Genomic DNA, 16,771 nt, shown 5'->3' with positions numbered 1-16,771 from the left:
GATTCAGCTTGATAAGTTTATTTTTTCACAAACCTTGCCCAATTGATTTCTGGTAAGGTATTTAGTTCTACTTTTAAAAGAATTTCATGGAAATTGATGAAAAACACCTTACGGAAATAGCCTTAGTGGCAGCAAAAGCTGCTGGACTAGAGATTCTGAAAATCTATGAAAGTGCTGATTTTGGCCTTGCTTATAAAGATGACGACTCTCCACTTACTAAAGCTGATTTGGCAGCTCATAAAAAAATATGTGAGTTGCTCGTCAGTACTGATCTACCTATTCTTTCTGAAGAGGGTAGAAATATTGCCTATCAAGAAAGAAAAGATTGGGAATATTTTTGGATGGTAGACCCTTTGGATGGTACCAAGGAATTTGTGAAGAGGAATGGAGAGTTTACTGTTAATATTGCCCTAATTCATGAGGGACGTCCCATCTTAGGGGTTGTTTATGCCCCAGTATTAAATTGGATGTATTGGGGGAATAGCCAAGGGGCATGGAAATCCAATGATGGAATAAAAACTGAAGAATTACAACAAAAGGGAAATGTCTCGGTTAGTTCTATTGTGGCTTCTAGATCACATCTGAGTACCGAAACGCAGGAGGTTATAGATAAATATCCCAATGCTGAAGTTATCAGTATGGGGTCTTCACTTAAATTCATGCTTATAGCCGAAAATAAGGCACAACTTTATCCTCGTTTTGCACCTACTATGGAGTGGGATACTGCTGCCGCCCATGGGGTGTTAATTGCCTTAGGGTATGAGATTAGGAAAGTAGATGTTGATGAACCTTTGGAATATAATAAAGAAAATCTTTTGAACCCTTGGTTCATAGCTTCTTAACTTTCTCTTGACAAAGTGAACTAAACCCGGTTTTGTAATTTAGCTCTGAACTATTAAAAATATTAGCTTTTAACTGTTTTAAGAGGTGTTTCATTTCGAATTTAGTTTAATCTGACGCTTAATTTTAAACAATACTTACAAATACGTTCTTCTATAATTAGAGTAATTCTTAAAAAAGGTAGTTGGTTTTTTGTTAAATTTTTAATTTTTGTTGGAAATAATATTAGAATTAATAATATATTTACCTAAAATTCACCAAATTAAATTGGTCTTTTTCAATATTACAGCTAAAGGAGGAGTGTGATGAAATAAGCATTGCTTTGAGGGGATGTTTTAAGTATAATTCCTTGTTCTCTTAATAAGTATTGGATAACTAGTTAATTTTGTATTTGAATCCGTTGGGATGATTTGGAATATAGTCTTAATTAACCAGTGAGATTATTTACTTTTGTAAGCTTTCTTTTGAGGGAATTAGAAATTTTGACGATAATTTTACGTATTTTAATTTTGAATTGGAAGGCTTAAATTTGTTGTCATAAACACTGCTTTTTGGTTAAAAATTAATAATGATTTTGTTTGCATGAATGAAGGTTTTTATCAGATATCCAAGAGCCCTTTTATTTTGAAAGAAATGGTTTTAGCTTTTGAAGCTTGGTATAAATAAATGAAACGAATTCGTAGATAAAGTATTTAGAATTTAAAATTTTAGTATTTTTGTATAATTTTTATTAATAAATGAAATATAGGGTAAGGTGAGCTCCACCCTGATTTTATAAATGTTTTAAACTATAAGAAATGAAGATCCAAAGTATTTGTTGTATAGGTGCAGGTTACGTTGGGGGTCCAACTATGGCCGTTATTGCAAAAAAATGTCCTGATATTAAGGTAACTGTAGTAGATATCAATGAGGCGCGTATTGCAGCCTGGAATGATGAGGATGTTGAAAAAATTCCGGTTTATGAGCCAGGGTTGCCTGAAGTGGTGGCAGAGGCTAGAGGAAGAAATCTATTTTTCTCCACAGATGTGGACAAGGCAATTGATGAAGCTCAAATGATCTTTATTTCTGTAAATACACCTACCAAAACCTACGGTGAAGGAAAAGGTCAAGCTGCAGATTTGAAATGGATTGAACTGTGTGCCAGGCAAATCGCCCGAGTAGCTAAGGGAGAGAAGATCGTTGTTGAGAAATCCACTCTACCGGTAAGAACAGCCAGTACTTTAAAAGATATATTGAAACATACTGGAAATGGAATGAATTTTCAAATTCTTTCAAACCCAGAGTTTTTAGCAGAAGGAACTGCTGTAGATGATTTGATGGCACCAGACAGGGTATTAATCGGTGGTGACCAATCAGAAGAGGGATTAAAAGCAATCAATGCTTTGGTTGAAGTTTATGCCAGATGGGTACCGAAAGAAAGAATTCTTACTACCAATGTATGGTCTTCAGAGTTATCGAAATTGACCGCCAATGCTTTTCTTGCACAGCGAGTGTCTTCTATCAATTCTCTCTCTGAGCTTTGTGAACATACAGAAGCTGACGTGAATGAAGTGTCTAGAGCTATTGGTACAGACTCAAGAATAGGTCCTAAATTCCTTAAAGCATCAGTTGGTTTTGGAGGTTCTTGTTTCCAAAAAGACATTTTGAATCTGGTATATATCTCACGTTCTTATGGTCTTGACGAAGTTGCGGATTATTGGGAGCAAGTGATAATTATGAATGATCACCAGAAAAAGCGTTTTGCTAAAAAGGTAATAAGGAATTTGTACAATACCGTAAGTGGTAAAAAAATCGCTTTTTTGGGCTGGGCCTTTAAAAAAGACACGAATGATACCAGAGAATCTGCTGCTATTTATGTAGCCGATCACTTGTTAAATGAGCAATCTAAGGTGTCTGTTTATGATCCAAAAGTGACTGAACAACAAATATATTCTGACTTGGATTATTTGGGTAGTCGCAGTTCAGAAGAAAACAAAGCTTCCTTAAGTGTGGGTAGTGATCCTTATAAGGTATGTGAAGGAGCTCATGCAATTGCAGTTTTAACTGAATGGGACGAGTTTAAAACTTATGATTGGAAGCGAATCTATGATAATATGTTAAAACCTGCGCATGTTTTTGACGGTAGAAACATTATGGATAAGAAGGCATTGAAAGAAATTGGTTTTCAGGTTCATTCAATTGGAACCGCAGATGACAATTAATTCAAAAGAAATATAAATATTACCGAATAGTTCGGTTCTGAATCAAAAAAAAGGTGAACGAGAATTCGTTCACCTTTTTTTGATTCATTATGTAGAGTATGCGGTTAAGAATTATTTGTCTTTTACGTCATCCTTTACTTCAGCCATAATTTTTTCCAAAGCTTTAATGTCTAATTGTTCATCTTTGGCAAAAAAGGAGGCCAGGTTGGCAAAAGAACCACTAAAATACCCAGTCAATAAATTTTTAATGGTAAAGCTTCTGTATTCGTCTTTAGAAACTATTGGGTAATATTCATGAGATTTTCCATACGCTTTGTGCTTTACAAAACCTTTTCTTTCCAATATACGTATGATGGTCGATACAGTATTGTACGCTGGTTTTGGAGCGGTCATTTTTTCTAGGACATCTTTGACAAATCCTTTCTCGATGTCCCATAGAATCTGCATTATCTGCTCTTCTGCTCTTGTTAGTTCTCTCATATTGATTATTAAAGTAGGTGATTTTTTATGAACTTAACCATTTAGTTTTTTATTTGCAATACTTTTTAAAAAAAACATGGCGTTTTTCATTACTTTTTTCATAAAAGTCCTTAGAATTCAGCTTTTTTAATAATTTGGAGACCTTTTTCAATGCCAATAGGAATTAGCATTATATGGTACAAGCTATTTATCTTATTTCAAGATCACATTTTTTCTGCTCAGTTTTATTCTCCTCCGTATACCTAATAATGGCTTAAATAATTGGAGCCATTTTTTATGTGTTGATTAAGAAAGTAAAGTTGTACGTTCGAGGTCAATTCCTTTTTTGTTTGCAAGCAGTTACCTGCTTTTTTTTAAAGATTAGCTGACCGACTTAAGTTTAATTATTCCTGTGGCATGAAGTAATTTTACAATTGGATAAGTTGGGTCAAACTCATACCATTTTACGGCGAAATTAACTCTTTTAGGAAGTCTATGATGATTGTTTTGGAAAAGCTCACCAAGCATAAGGAAATCCAGTATCAATGAGTTTTTAGACTTATCGTTATTGTCAAAATTGGCATAACCATATTTATGCCCACTCCAGTTTACTATAGCTCCATGAACGGGGCCCATCATAAAATGAATAGGTAGCATAAAATACATCCACCAATAAGTTCCCGGAAGTTCGAAGACGCTAATACTAAGTACATAGATTAAAAAATATACAACAACCCATCCAATTCGAATACCCATAGTATCCGCAAAGCGATCAAATCGATTCCAATCTGGAATGTCTTTAGCAAATCTCTCTTCTGGCTTTACCTTAAAGGTAAAATGTTCATTGTAAATTTTTTTCGTTTTCCACATCATGGTAAATAAATTTTCTGTGTGATGTGGGCTATGAGGATCTAAAGGAGTGTCACTGTACGCATGGTGCATTCTGTGTAAAATAGCATAGGCACGTGGGGAAAGGTAAGAACTGCCTTGACAAAGCCAGGTGAAAACATAAAAGAATTTTTCCCAATATTTATTCATCACAAACATTTGATGAGCAGCATACCGATGTAGGAAAAAACTTTGGCAAAACAGGGAGAAATACCAATGCAATAGAAAGAAAATAATTAGAATCACTTGAGATATAATTTGATATACTCTGTAAAATTAAATCCTATTTTCATTAATTAAGCAATCTTGGCATTATTTTTTATGAAAGGTGATAATATTCATGTTTCTCGACTTCGTTTAATGAATTTTTAGGCCACTTGAGCATTCTTTTTAATTAATAAAAAGAAAATTATACTTTTACGGCATAATGAATAAACCCAACCCAAATAACATACTTACTACCAATAAGATTTCTTTGGACAAAAGCTCAAATGGAAGTTATAGGGTTAGTGATGCTACCTTATGGCAGCAATTTAAAGAAGGTAGCGAAGCGGCATTTATCAAGATTTACAATGAAAATTTTAACATGCTTTTTAACTATGGGTTTCAACTTACAGGAAACCAGGAGTTTATTGAAGATTGTGTGCAAGATATTTTCATATACCTAAGACAAAAGAGAAAGTCCCTAGGACCTACTGATTGCATTAAGTTTTATTTAATGAAATGCATGAGAAGGAAGGTTTTTAAGGAGATGAAAAAATCAAAAATATCTTTTTCCTTGGAATACTCTGAAGGTTTTCAAATTACCTTTTCTCACGAGGACTTTTTGATTGATCAACAAATTGAACAAGAAAAATCCGAAAAGTTAAATAAGGCTTTAAGTCTTCTTTCAGGTAAAAAAAGGGAAGCCATTTATTACTTTTATTTTCAAAACCTGAACTATACTCAAATCAGTGAATTGTTGGAATTATCTCATGTTAAATCTGCTCGGAATTTGGTATATAAGGCGCTTTCAGTCTTAAAAGCTTCCATGGAATAGCTTCATGATTTTTACATTTTTTGAAATTTATTCTGACAAGATCAAAGCTCCATTATAAACAGTATTGAATTTTTTTTAACAAATTTTTAAAAATTATTGATGTCATTTTGCCATTATGGGCCTTATGTGGTTGAAGGTATTAGAAAATGACTAACAGAAAGGAAACATCACTAGTGTTATTAACAAACCCTGAATTTGTACAATGGGTATTGCATCCTAATAAGGAGTTGGATATGTATTGGAACAATTGGATGAAGGTACATCCTGAGAGTATACAGGAAGTTAAGAAAGCCAGAGAGATGCTACAAGGGTTACAACACGAGCCGCTTCATGTTTCTCAGGGAGTTAAGTCAAGGGTTTTGCAAAATGTCTTAGCAAATGATCAAGCTGTTTCATCTGAAATATCACGATATCCGTTTGACTATAAGGAGACAAAGTCATGGTTGACCATTAAACAGTGGTATAAAGTAGCGGTGATTTTAGTTTTAACCTGCTGTTCTGGCTATTTACTAAATCAGTTTTTAGGATCGAAGGAAACGGTAGAAGTAATTAAGGAGACAGTGCCAACTTTAATTGCTAAGACTACTCATACCGGGGAAAAATTAAATTTTAAGCTTCCAGACGGATCAACTGTTTGGTTAAATTCCGGTAGCGAATTAACATTTCCCGAAGAGTTTGACTCCCTTGAGAGAAAGGTCATATTATTGGGTGAGGGTTATTTTGAGGTTAAGAAAGATTCTTTAAGGCCTTTTAGAGTGGTTTCAGGCAATTTGGAAACTGAGGCATTGGGTACATCATTTAACGTGAATTTTTTTGACCCTGAAAAAATATTGGTATCGCTACTTAGTGGTAGTGTTAGGATTCAATCTAAGACTGCGGATAGCAGCTATATACTTAATCCTGGACAGCAACTGCAATTTATTCCAATGGAAAAAGCGTTTAAAATTTCTAAAGTTACCTCCGAAACAGCAATTGGTTGGAAAGACGGGCTGCTTTCTTTTAAGAATGCTGGTTTCAATGAGGTTATTAAAAGTCTTGAGCGTTGGTATGGTGTTAATATTCAAGTGACTGGTAAGCCATCGAAGACATGGAAATTAAGTGGGAAGTATAAAAATCAAAACCTTGATTTGGTGTTGGACAGAATGTCCTTCGTTGAGAATTTTAACTACGAAATAAACAGAAAAAACATTCACTTAAAATTTTAATAATATGCATATAAATAATTAAAAATGAGGGGTTATTCCCCAAAAAGTGGTAGTTAGGCTTAGTGAAATAAGCGGCATCTACCATGATCATTGATTGAAACAATAAACCAATAAAACTATGAAATTTAAATTACAAAAGACAATCTACCTATTGTCGCGTTATTTGCTATATGGGTTCTCCTTACAACTCGTTTTCTTCAACTTGGTTTTGGCATTAAATGTAAGTGCTCAATTCCAAAGCATAGAGGAAGTAAAGGTGAGAGTGACTAAAAATGAAATGACTTTGGGAGAATTTCTCCAAAAAATAGAATCTGAAACTACTTTCACATTCTCTTTTGATAGGGCAGATGTAAATGAGGATATATCCTTGGTGCTTTCTAAAGGGAATGCCAGTATTGAATCCTTTTTAAAAGAAATAGCCGCCCAAACTACTTTAGGCTTTCGTCAAGTTAATGACCAAATTGACATTCGACTTACAAAAAAATCAGAAGCCTTGTTGGTTGCTGTAGTAGAGAGGACAATTAAAGGGGTAGTTAAAGACGATCAAGGTCAACCACTTCCCGGTGCTACTATTTCCGTACAAGGAACAACTACTGGAACTATTTCAGATTTGGATGGTAGTTATTCGATTACTGTACCTGACGGGGCAGTGTTAGTGTTTTCTTATATAGGTTATGAATCCCAAATAATTAATATAGGAAATCAATCTATTATTAATGTTACCATGTCTATGGATGAGTCTTCTTTAGAAGAGGTAGTTGTAGTAGGTTATGGTACACAGAAAAGAAGTGACCTTACAGGTGCTGTTTCTTCTGTCAAATCAGAGGAATTGACCGCTTACCCAGCTATTGATGCTGTTCAGGCTTTACAAGGTAGGGCTGCTGGAGTTCAAATTCAATCCAATAATGGAGCACCTGGTGCCAGTATGAAAGTAAGGGTAAGAGGTGGAACTTCTATTAATGCCAGTAGTGATCCTATATTTGTAGTGGATGGGTTTATTGGAGCGGCCATGCCTCCTCCAGAAGATATTGCTTCCATAGAGGTATTGAAAGATGCCTCTGCAACAGCAATATACGGTTCTCGAGGTGCTAATGGTGTGATCATGGTGACGACCAAAAGAGGTAAGACAGGTGCTGCAAGGATTGAGTTCAATACTTCCTACAGTATGCAAAATGAAATCAACAGACTTGACTTATTGAATGCGGCTCAGTTTAATGATTATATCTCTGATGCCAGACCAAATATTCAGCCTGCAGGAGGAGATACAGATTGGCAAGATCAGATCTTCAGAACTGGAGGTATTCAAAATTATCAGCTTTCCATTTCAGGTGGCACTGATAATGTGAATTATTATGTTTCAGGTGCCTACTTTGATCAAAAAGGTGTAATTATAAATTCAGATTTCAACAGGTTTAGTATTACCAGTAATTTGGATATTCAGGCATCGGAAAAGCTCAAAATTGGCTTAAACCTTTTTGCTAGAAGAAGCAGTAGTGATGGAGTGAGAACTCAGGAGAACTCGGGGGGGTTAACTCCAGGAGTAGTTGCTTCCGCTTTTAAGTTTGAGCCTGATCAACCTATTTATAATGCAGATGGTTCTTTTACAGTAGCAAGACTTAATGACCCACATGACAACCCCTATGCCGTGGCCACTCAGTTGGTTAATGAAAATGTAAATGACAGGTTTCAGGGAAATTTCTTTGCTGAATATGATATTATAGAAGGACTTAAATTTAAAACAACCTTTGGAGCTACCGCAAATACATCAAGAACAGGTACTTTTGCTCCTACATCAGTTACCGAAGGTAGAAATGTTGGTGGAGATGCCTCTATTAATGCGTTCAGAAACACGCTGGTTTTAAATGAAAACTACCTTACTTATTCCAAAACCTTTGGCATTGATCATACAGTATCGGCAATGGGTGGGTATTCTTTCCAGTCTTCAGAAAGTGAGAGCTTTGGGGCTAGAGGTACATCCTTTATCACAGATGCTTTTTCTTTTTGGAACCTCGGTTCTTCTGCGGTATGGCAAGCGCCTAACTCAGCATTAACTGATTGGCAAATTTCTTCCTATTATGGACGGTTAAATTATTCTTTTGGAGACAAATACCTAATTACATTTAATGCTAGGTATGATGGTTCTTCAACCTTTTCTAAAAACAATAAATGGGCATTCTTTCCATCTGGAGCCATTGCTTGGAACATGAAAAATGAAAAGTTTTTGGAAACTTCAGACCTAATAAGTTTTTGGAAATGGAGAGGAAGTTACGGTATTACCGGTAATCAAGCCATTTCTCCTTACCAGACTTTAGCAAGGTTTTCTCCTGTTTTTACCATCATTGATGGAGTTCCTGTAAATGCCGTAAGACCTACCACTGTAGCCAATGATAATTTGACTTGGGAAACTACAGCTCAATTGAATATTGGTACAGATGTTGGTTTTTGGGATGATAGAGTGACTTTCTCTGCTGAGTATTACCGAATGGTGACTTCTGATTTGTTGTTTGCTGTTCAATTGCCTCAATATTCAGGTTATACCAATCAACTTAGAAATATTGGAGAAGTAGAAAACAAAGGGGTTGAGTTGACCTTAGGGTCTAGAAATCTTGTTGGAGCATTTCAGTGGGACATGGATATTAATTTTTCTAGAAATAGAAACAAGGTGCTTTCGTTACCTGAAGGTACTGAAATCCAGTATGGATCAGGTCCAGGTCATATGGTAGGTTTAGGCAATACACAGTTATTGAAAGAAGGCTATCCTGTAGGAAGTTTCTATGGTTGGGTTTATGATGGAGTGTACCAAGAAGGGGATGAATTTTTACCAGGTGGAGGTTTTGAACAAGTTCCAGGGGGTGAAAAATTTAGAGATCTAAACAATGATGGATCTCTCAATAGTGATGATAGAGAAATTATAGGAAATCCACATCCTGATTTCTTCTGGGGTTGGAATCATGCCTTTAGGTACAAGAATTTTGACCTTAATGTTTTCTTCCAAGGTTCTTTCGGTAATGATATCTTGAGCTATACATTGATGGAACTCAACCTGATGTCAGGTATTAACAATGCAACTACTGCTGCCCTAGACAGGTGGACACCTACTAATACCCAAACTGACATCCCTATGGCATTTAACGGAAGGACAAGAAGGGTTTCATCGAGATGGATTTATGATGGTACTTTCACTAGATTAAAGAACCTTTCTTTGGGCTATAACTTTCCTAAAACGGTTGTGAACAAATTGAAGCTTTCCAAATTAAGACTTTATGTAAGTGCACAAAACATATTGACTTTTACAGACTACGAAGGGTATGATCCAGAGGTTAATTATCGATCTGATGGAGCTACTGATGGTAACCGAAACCTTGGTTTGGATTATGGAAGTTATCCAAATGCAAAGAGCTATACTGTAGGTCTTAATGTGGGATTTTAAGCATCGAAAAAAATAGAAATAACCATGAAAACTAAAATATATAAATCTTTGGTATTGGCCGTAACCTGTTTGTTTGCAGGATGTGCTGACCTAGAAGAAAAGCCTGTGGGCTTGTTGGCCCCTGAAAGTTTATTCAATTCCGAAAAAGATGTGGAGACAGCTATTTTCGGAGCCTATGGCTGGATAGCCTCAGAGAGGTTGTACGGTAGGCAATTTGTTACCTCTATCATGCTGAGAGGCGATATGGTGGATATTGGTGATAGGGGAACACCTGCAGAAAGGCAACAAGTGAATGATTTCAATATGGACGATAACAATGGTATGGTCAGGGTTTTCTGGCCCTATTGGTACCAAGTTGTTAGTGCCGCCAACGCTGCCATCGCTGGTGCTGAAACTTTAGAATTAGACGAAACAGTTAGCAATCAATTGATTGCAGAAGCAAGGTTCGTTAGGGCTTTTAGTTATTATCACCTGGTTAGGGTGTTTGGAGACATACCTTATATCGATTATTTTATTACCGATCCTGAAGCAGTTAAGGACATTTCAAAAACTTCTGCTGAAGACGTTTACAAGGGGATTTTGGAAGATTTAGCCTTTGCAAAGCAATACCTTCCAGATACTCAGCCCAGTGATGTTAGATCAAGGCCTACCAAAGGAACAGCAGCATCCTATTTGGCATCTGTTAATTTAACCCTTGAAGATTACCCTAAAGCTTATGAAGAAGCAAAATGGGTGATTGACAACAAGGATAGGTTTGGTTATGAGCTTGAAGCCGATTATCAGAACCTCTTCAGAGCTGATATGGCAGATAACTTAAAGGAGCATATCTTTGCGATTGATTTTCTAGGCCAACAAAATGGTGGCGGAGGAGCGAATGATGATATCATGCCGCCAATGACAGGTATCAGAGGAGCTGACAATTTGGGTTGGAGTGTATGTGTTCCATCTATGGCGGTGTACAACACCTGGGACGATAGGGATTATCGTAAGCAAGTGAGTTTTGAGGATGAAGCTTTGGTTGGTGGTGTAATGGTGCCCTATACGGAGTTCCAAAATACACAAAGACCACATATTGCTAAGTACAGAAGGTTCCCTGGAAATAGTAACTCTGATGGTAGGTATTCAGACAATAACTATGCTGCCATGCGTTATGCGGAAGTATTATTAATTGCCGCTGAGGCTGCAACTGAAATAAACAATGGGCCTACTGCTGAAGCGGTTGCTTTAGTAAATTCCATTAGAGAAAGAGCAAGAAATGCAGCTGGACAAATGAATAATTTTCCTGAAGATGTTCAGTCTGGTATGGATAAAGATTCCTTTGTCAACCTTGTTTTAGAGGAAAGAAGGATTGAACTGTCTTTTGAATACAAAAGATGGTATGACATTAAAAGAAGGAAATTAGGTGAGACCGTTTTTAAAGGTGCTAATAGCTTAGAACCGCATTCTAATTTTGATGCTTCTAGAGATTATTTGATGCCTCTACCAAGTATTGAATTGGATGTAAATCCAAATTTGGCACCACAAAACCCAGGTTATTAATTGTGATTTTAAAAAAGAATTATGCAATAGGATTTCCCGATTCTAATAGGAACCTTTTAAAATAGGGAGTAGGTGCTTGGATATAAAATGATTTAAGTGCTTTTACTGTTTGATTATTGCATTTTCGAACTAAATATTAAAAGGTGGCAGGTTTATCCTGCCACCTTTTTTTAATTTAACCCGGATTATGTAATAAGATTTCTCCGCCCTGACAATGTCAGGGGTGAAACCTGTCCCGTGTTTACGGGAAGTGTTGCAATCGCAGACAAATCAGGCTGTTTGGAGATTTTAGCATAGCGCCGCTATGGTGAAATTGAAAACAACAACGTAGTGACTGATTTTGAAGCGATTTCAGCACGTAATAGAATGTCTATTGCATATTTCGGGTTTAAGGACAAAATATAGCTTTGGATAGGGATTATCGTTTCGATCAAAAGCAATTTACTCTGTGATAGGAATACTTTTTAAACACAATTTGGATGGGATCCTGTTTTAATAAACAGGGAATTCTTGCTGAAGACCACTAAAATTATCTATCATCTGCCATCTATCCTCCCTAGGTCTAATCCTAGTATTTGGATTTAGGTTTCCATAAAGAATATAAGATAAGGCGCTGGATAATTTCTTATCCTCAAGCCCGCCCCAATTGATTGAAGGGTCGTCTGAAGCAGGAATGTCTACAGGGAACCCATCATAATATTCAGCCTCACCTGAAGCATTGGCAATGGAAAAAGTAATGGGTACTAACTCGATGTCACTTTGTTCCAACGTCTCATTAAAGGAGGACAATGGAAAGGAGCCAACAGGTTTGCCGTAGGTTCTTTCACCTATAAGTACAACCTCCATATAGGGTCTTAAACAATTGATGACCAATTCACTTGAAGAAGCAGAACCTCTTGAGGTGAGCACCACCAATCTGTTCAAATCTAGATCTTTGGTTTTTTCGAAATAATAAGATTCATTGAGGCTTTCCTTATCCCGATTGAAAGCATTGGTATAAAGCAATTCCCCATTAGCTGAAATCGGCACCAAGGCATTCATTATTTGTTCTGCTACATCTACAGATCCACCACCATTGTACCTCAAATCAAGAATCAATTCATCAATGTTTTCCGCCTCAAAATAATTTAACGTTTCTTCAACTTCTAAACTCTTTATAGGGCTAATATTAGCTGAAGCTTTGAAACTATTGTAAACCCAATAACCGATTTTTTTACCACTCTGTTCGAATATTTCTTTATGCAGGACAGAGTTTGCCTGATAATTGTTTTTGGTGTTGGTTCGACTTGTTATGGTGCCATCAGGGAGTTTAAAAGTAAAAGTATTTGAAATCCCTGTAGTGCTTTCTCCCAGGTTGAAATTATACCCCCCTTCCACGCGGTATGTCGAGATAGGTTTCCCATTTATTTCAAGAATTTGCCATCCTCTTTGCCAACCATCTTTTCCGGCAGGGGAATCCTCATAGACAAAACTAACAAATAACTCATCGTCTTCATTTAACCCAAATCCAAATCCATGACCAGCATTTTGCCCTGTAAAAGCATCTTCAAATTCTTCTTTTGTCGTGAGATATGACCACCTGTCATACTGAAGGTACATCAAGTTGTAAAGTAATTCATCGTTAGTGCCATAATTACTGACGTTTACTGCACTAGGCAAATGATCGTTCCAATAATACCATTCTTGCATACTTTCTAAAATTGCACTTTTGACCAGATTAGGGTCTTCTAGTGTTTCGTCATTATTAAAATCGCAGGATGTAGCACTGAAAACAACTACAAGGAGCACCAAAGAAAAGATGTTTTTTGCCTTTATCATTGAAGTATAGGGGTTAAGCTGTTTAATGAATAACGAAAAAAAAGAAAAAAAAGATATTCAAATGTTTATCCACTATCGTCAATTTACCCATTCTCAAACAAGATTAAACTGTTTGTGAAAAACTTTTGCAACAATTAACAAACCACAAGGGTACTTATGGTGTTAATAAGGTGAGATAAATACACAAACAAAATGACGGAAAAAACTAAAAATCAGGAAACTGACAAAAATAAAATTATTGAAGGATATATAGCTCATATTTTGGAGACGGGGCATGAACCTGTATCTGTTTTTAAGTTTGCCAAAGACTTGAAAATGAAAGAAGGGACATTTTATGAGTATTTCACTTCCTTCGATGCTGTGAAAAAAGCGGTATGGGAATTGAATTTTGACAAAACAATTCATGCTTTGGAAAGTCAGGAAGTTTACCAAACCTATACTTCAAGAGAAAAACTGCTTGGGTTCTTGTTTACCTGGATTGAAGAGCTCAAGGAACAAAGGTCTTATTTACTCACCGTATATGGCAATGTGTCCTTGAAGGATCGTAGTTTCCCTACTGAGTTAAAAGAATTTAAATCAAAATTTAAGGATTTTGCCAATAGCATTGTAAACGAAGGCAAAGAAACAGAAGAGATTGCTGAAAGGCCTTATTTGACAGACAAATACCATGAGGCCATGTGGCTTCAGGTCATGTTTGTATTTCGTTTTTGGTTAAAAGATGATTCCCCAGGGTTTGAAAAAACAGATGCCGCCATTGAAAAGTCAGTGAATTTGGCTTTTGACCTGATGGGCAAATCAGCTGTGGATAGTTTTGTTGATTTTGCCAAATTCTTATTTCAATCCAAATAGAACATGACAGACAAATTAAGTGAGCAGCAAAGTATTCCTGTTTCAAAGGTCCAAAGAGCAGCAAAATTTATCAGTACTGGTGCCAAAGTAGGGGGCAATTATATGAAGCATTATGCCAAGAAAGTGGTGAACCCTTCCATGTCCAAAGATGAGCTTCATAAAAACAATGCCACAGATATATATGATTCATTGAGCGAACTTAAGGGAAGTGCCCTGAAAGTTGCTCAAATGATGGCTATGGATAAAAATATGCTTCCAAGAGCTTATCAAGATAAATTTACTATGGCACAATACAGTGCTCCACCTTTGTCTTACCCTCTTGTGGTAAAAACATTCAACCAATACTTTAAAAAAGGACCTGAAAGCCTTTTTGATACTTTTACCCCTTCGGCTGTTAATGCAGCATCAATTGGTCAAGTGCATAAGGCCACCAAAAACGGTAAGGAATATGCTGTCAAAATTCAATACCCTGGAGTAGGATCAAGTGTAAAATCAGATTTGAAATTAGTAAAGCCTTTTGCTCTTCGCTTATTGAACATGAGTGAACGTGAGCTAGACAATTATATGGATGAGGTGGAAGAAAAGTTATTGGAAGAGACAGACTACCATTTGGAAGTTTTGAGAAGTAAGCAAATATCTGAAGCATGTGGCCATATAGAAGGATTGAATTTCCCAAAGTATTATGAGGAAATGAGTAGCCCAAGGGTGATTACAATGGATTGGATGGAAGGTATGCATTTAAAAGAATGGCTTTTAACTGATCCATCACAAGAAGCCAGAAATAAGGTAGGGCAAAGCTTGTGGGATTTTTATGACCATCAGGTACATAATTTAAAACAGGTTCATGCAGACCCTCATCCTGGTAATTTCATTATACAGGAAGGGAATCAATTGGCTGTTATTGATTTTGGTTGTGTTAAAGTAATTCCTGAAGATTTCTATTCTGGCTATTTTTCATTGATAAAAAAGGACCTATTAATCAAAGAGGAGGAACTAGACCAAATATTTTATGATTTGGAGTTTATTTCTGATAAGGATTCACCAGATGAAAAAATCTACTTTAAAAACACCTTTAAAGAAATGATATCATTGCTTGGAAAACCATTTCATGTAGCATCCTTTGATTTCGCTGACGATGACTATTTTCAAATGATTTTTGCATTGGGTGATAAGATTTCTAATGACAAGATGTTTAGAAAATCAAAGCAGGCTAGAGGTTCAAGGCATGGATTGTACATCAACAGAACCTATTTTGGTTTGTATAATTTATTAAATCAATTGCAAGCAAATATTAAAACGACCAAACCAGACTGGCTAAAAAGCTAATCTGGGGTCAAATTAAAGTTGTTTTAACATACTTGATACTAGTTTGTAGGGAAGAAGTGGGTCGTCACATTGATTTGTAGTCCCAGTCATGAAGGTTTGATATTCAGGTATGTAAAAGCTGAAAGCTCCAGAGGTAAAGCCTGAATAACCTATTATCTCAGGATCCTTAGAGGCTGTCAAAAGCATTCGGGGTTTCTGATAGCGGAGAATTCCCTTACCCTGACTTAATCCTTGTTTAATTGGAAGCCATTTCATGGTCTGTTCTAGTTCGGAAAGTGGGAAAAGATGTCCATGGAAAAATGCTTTAACAAAAGTTAGGCAGTCTTTGGCTGTACTGACAATGCCACCTGAGGCTCCCATTGATACCATTGCCAAAGGTGAGTTTATTGGATTTGACTTGTAAGAAAAAAGTGCCGGGGTTCGGTCGTTTGGGTCTTTATAAACATAGGTTTGGTTCATGGAAAGTCTACTGAAATGAAAATCATTCAATGTCTTTTCCAAAGGTTCCCCATTGATGCTTTCAATGACCTTACCTAGAAGCTGTTCATTTGTAGATGAGTAAATGCCTTTTTTTGATTTTCCAGGTTTGAAATTAGGTTTTTGACCTTTAGTTCTATTAATTATTTCGGTCCAATCCCAGTCCAAGTCCGCCCCGGAAAGAATGTCTTCTTTAATGGGGTTTTCTTTGCCTTTGGAATAATTTAAAAAATCAGGGATTCCTGAATTTTGAGAAAGTAAATGAGCTATGGTGACCTCATGAGTAAAGTCTCTTCCTCCAATAGTAATCAAGCCCTCATACATCTTGTCTGTAAGAAACTCTGCGATTGGCTGATCCAGTTTTAATAAGCCTCTCACCTTAAGTTTTAAAATAATTGCCAAAAGGTGAAGGTTTCCTATTTCTGTGATGAAGTAGGGTTGATCCAACGATCCACTTCCTGTGGCTTCAGACCAAAGTAATGGTTCTTCGTTTTCCTTGTAAATGCTCAGAACAAGCCCTGGTAATTTTTTCTGGTTAGAAAACTGGTTTAACGCTTTATGCCAGGCAGTAAAAATAGCAGGTTCCCTGTCGATAGTAGACATAAAATGATATTTATGATTAAAAGATTAAGGTACTAAATTTATCCTTTAAATGGAAAAAGGTATCAAAGGTTAGCAAACTGTTAAAGTTAAAATAATA

Annotated in this window: 12 protein-coding genes; 8 read left to right on the top strand and 4 right to left on the bottom strand. The window is 36.2% G+C overall.

What is annotated here, in order from left to right; genetic code table 11:
• Window positions 1–86: 86 nt before the first annotated feature.
• On the top strand, window positions 87–842 hold the full coding sequence (gene cysQ, locus CA2015_RS24335; protein ID WP_157470594.1) for a 3'(2'),5'-bisphosphate nucleotidase CysQ: 756 nt from the start codon (window positions 87–89) through the stop codon (window positions 840–842).
• Between the two features lie 795 nt (window positions 843–1,637).
• Window positions 1,638–3,041: a UDP-glucose 6-dehydrogenase gene (locus CA2015_RS24330; protein ID WP_048644250.1), complete on the top strand. Its 1,404-nt coding sequence runs from the start codon at window positions 1,638–1,640 to the stop codon at window positions 3,039–3,041.
• Between the two features lie 111 nt (window positions 3,042–3,152).
• On the opposite strand, the gene CA2015_RS24325 is transcribed toward CA2015_RS24330, so the two are convergent.
• Both CA2015_RS24325 and CA2015_RS24320 read right to left on the bottom strand, forming a co-directional pair.
• Window positions 3,153–3,521 (bottom strand): BlaI/MecI/CopY family transcriptional regulator, encoded by a 369-nt coding sequence (locus CA2015_RS24325; protein ID WP_048644249.1) that lies wholly within the window; start codon window positions 3,519–3,521, stop codon window positions 3,153–3,155.
• A gap of 360 nt (window positions 3,522–3,881) precedes the next feature.
• Window positions 3,882–4,634: an acyl-CoA desaturase gene (locus CA2015_RS24320; protein ID WP_048644248.1), complete on the bottom strand. Its 753-nt coding sequence runs from the start codon at window positions 4,632–4,634 to the stop codon at window positions 3,882–3,884.
• A gap of 181 nt (window positions 4,635–4,815) precedes the next feature.
• Here CA2015_RS24320 and CA2015_RS24315 point away from each other — a divergent pair, with 181 nt between their 5' ends.
• From CA2015_RS24315 to CA2015_RS24300, 4 genes are all read left to right on the top strand, one after another.
• The gene (locus tag CA2015_RS24315) at window positions 4,816–5,427 is read left to right on the top strand and encodes an RNA polymerase sigma factor (protein ID WP_084011967.1); all 612 of its coding nucleotides are present in this window, start codon (window positions 4,816–4,818) and stop codon (window positions 5,425–5,427) included.
• A 146-nt stretch (window positions 5,428–5,573) separates the two neighbouring features.
• Window positions 5,574–6,632: a FecR family protein gene (locus CA2015_RS24310; protein WP_048644247.1), complete on the top strand. Its 1,059-nt coding sequence runs from the start codon at window positions 5,574–5,576 to the stop codon at window positions 6,630–6,632.
• A 118-nt stretch (window positions 6,633–6,750) separates the two neighbouring features.
• The gene (locus tag CA2015_RS24305) at window positions 6,751–10,062 is read left to right on the top strand and encodes a SusC/RagA family TonB-linked outer membrane protein (protein WP_048644246.1); all 3,312 of its coding nucleotides are present in this window, start codon (window positions 6,751–6,753) and stop codon (window positions 10,060–10,062) included.
• Between the two features lie 24 nt (window positions 10,063–10,086).
• Window positions 10,087–11,601, top strand: a complete 1,515-nt coding sequence (locus CA2015_RS24300) for a RagB/SusD family nutrient uptake outer membrane protein (protein ID WP_048644245.1) — start codon at window positions 10,087–10,089, stop codon at window positions 11,599–11,601.
• A 492-nt stretch (window positions 11,602–12,093) separates the two neighbouring features.
• On the opposite strand, the gene CA2015_RS24295 is transcribed toward CA2015_RS24300, so the two are convergent.
• Window positions 12,094–13,419 carry a S41 family peptidase gene (locus CA2015_RS24295; RefSeq protein ID WP_048644244.1) on the bottom strand — a complete coding sequence of 442 codons (1,326 nt, stop codon included), beginning with the start codon at window positions 13,417–13,419 and terminating at the stop codon, window positions 12,094–12,096.
• Between the two features lie 192 nt (window positions 13,420–13,611).
• Between CA2015_RS24295 and CA2015_RS24290 the strand changes: the two genes are divergently transcribed.
• Window positions 13,612–14,268 (top strand): TetR/AcrR family transcriptional regulator, encoded by a 657-nt coding sequence (locus tag CA2015_RS24290; RefSeq protein WP_048644243.1) that lies wholly within the window; start codon window positions 13,612–13,614, stop codon window positions 14,266–14,268.
• 3 nt (window positions 14,269–14,271) lie between these two features.
• Window positions 14,272–15,594, top strand: a complete 1,323-nt coding sequence (locus CA2015_RS24285; protein ID WP_048644242.1) for an ABC1 kinase family protein — start codon at window positions 14,272–14,274, stop codon at window positions 15,592–15,594.
• Window positions 15,595–15,606: 12 nt separating this feature from the next.
• Here CA2015_RS24285 and CA2015_RS24280 read toward each other — a convergent pair whose 3' ends face one another.
• Complete coding sequence (locus tag CA2015_RS24280) at window positions 15,607–16,674, bottom strand: serine hydrolase domain-containing protein (protein WP_048644241.1); 1,068 nt, start codon at window positions 16,672–16,674, stop codon at window positions 15,607–15,609.
• Window positions 16,675–16,771: the final 97 nt, after the last annotated feature.

The sequence above is a fragment of the Cyclobacterium amurskyense genome (assembly GCF_001050135.1).
Lineage (GTDB): Bacteria > Bacteroidota > Bacteroidia > Cytophagales > Cyclobacteriaceae > Cyclobacterium > Cyclobacterium amurskyense.
This window is presented reverse-complemented; position numbering and strand designations above follow the sequence as displayed.

Excerpts from the sequence above, each read along its gene's own strand:
- CA2015_RS24315 (WP_084011967.1), top strand. The coding sequence starts at position 4,816 with ATGAATAAACCCAACCCAAATAACATACTTACTACCAATAAGATTTCT.
- CA2015_RS24285 (WP_048644242.1), top strand. The coding sequence starts at position 14,272 with ATGACAGACAAATTAAGTGAGCAGCAAAGTATTCCTGTTTCAAAGGTC.
- CA2015_RS24300 (WP_048644245.1), top strand. The coding sequence starts at position 10,087 with ATGAAAACTAAAATATATAAATCTTTGGTATTGGCCGTAACCTGTTTG.
- CA2015_RS24310 (WP_048644247.1), top strand. The coding sequence starts at position 5,574 with ATGACTAACAGAAAGGAAACATCACTAGTGTTATTAACAAACCCTGAA.
- CA2015_RS24280 (WP_048644241.1), bottom strand. The coding sequence starts at position 16,674 with ATGTCTACTATCGACAGGGAACCTGCTATTTTTACTGCCTGGCATAAA.
- CA2015_RS24290 (WP_048644243.1), top strand. The coding sequence starts at position 13,612 with ATGACGGAAAAAACTAAAAATCAGGAAACTGACAAAAATAAAATTATT.
- CA2015_RS24330 (WP_048644250.1), top strand. The coding sequence starts at position 1,638 with ATGAAGATCCAAAGTATTTGTTGTATAGGTGCAGGTTACGTTGGGGGT.
- CA2015_RS24295 (WP_048644244.1), bottom strand. The coding sequence starts at position 13,419 with ATGATAAAGGCAAAAAACATCTTTTCTTTGGTGCTCCTTGTAGTTGTT.
- CA2015_RS24325 (WP_048644249.1), bottom strand. The coding sequence starts at position 3,521 with ATGAGAGAACTAACAAGAGCAGAAGAGCAGATAATGCAGATTCTATGG.
- cysQ (WP_157470594.1), top strand. The coding sequence starts at position 87 with ATGGAAATTGATGAAAAACACCTTACGGAAATAGCCTTAGTGGCAGCA.
- CA2015_RS24305 (WP_048644246.1), top strand. The coding sequence starts at position 6,751 with ATGAAATTTAAATTACAAAAGACAATCTACCTATTGTCGCGTTATTTG.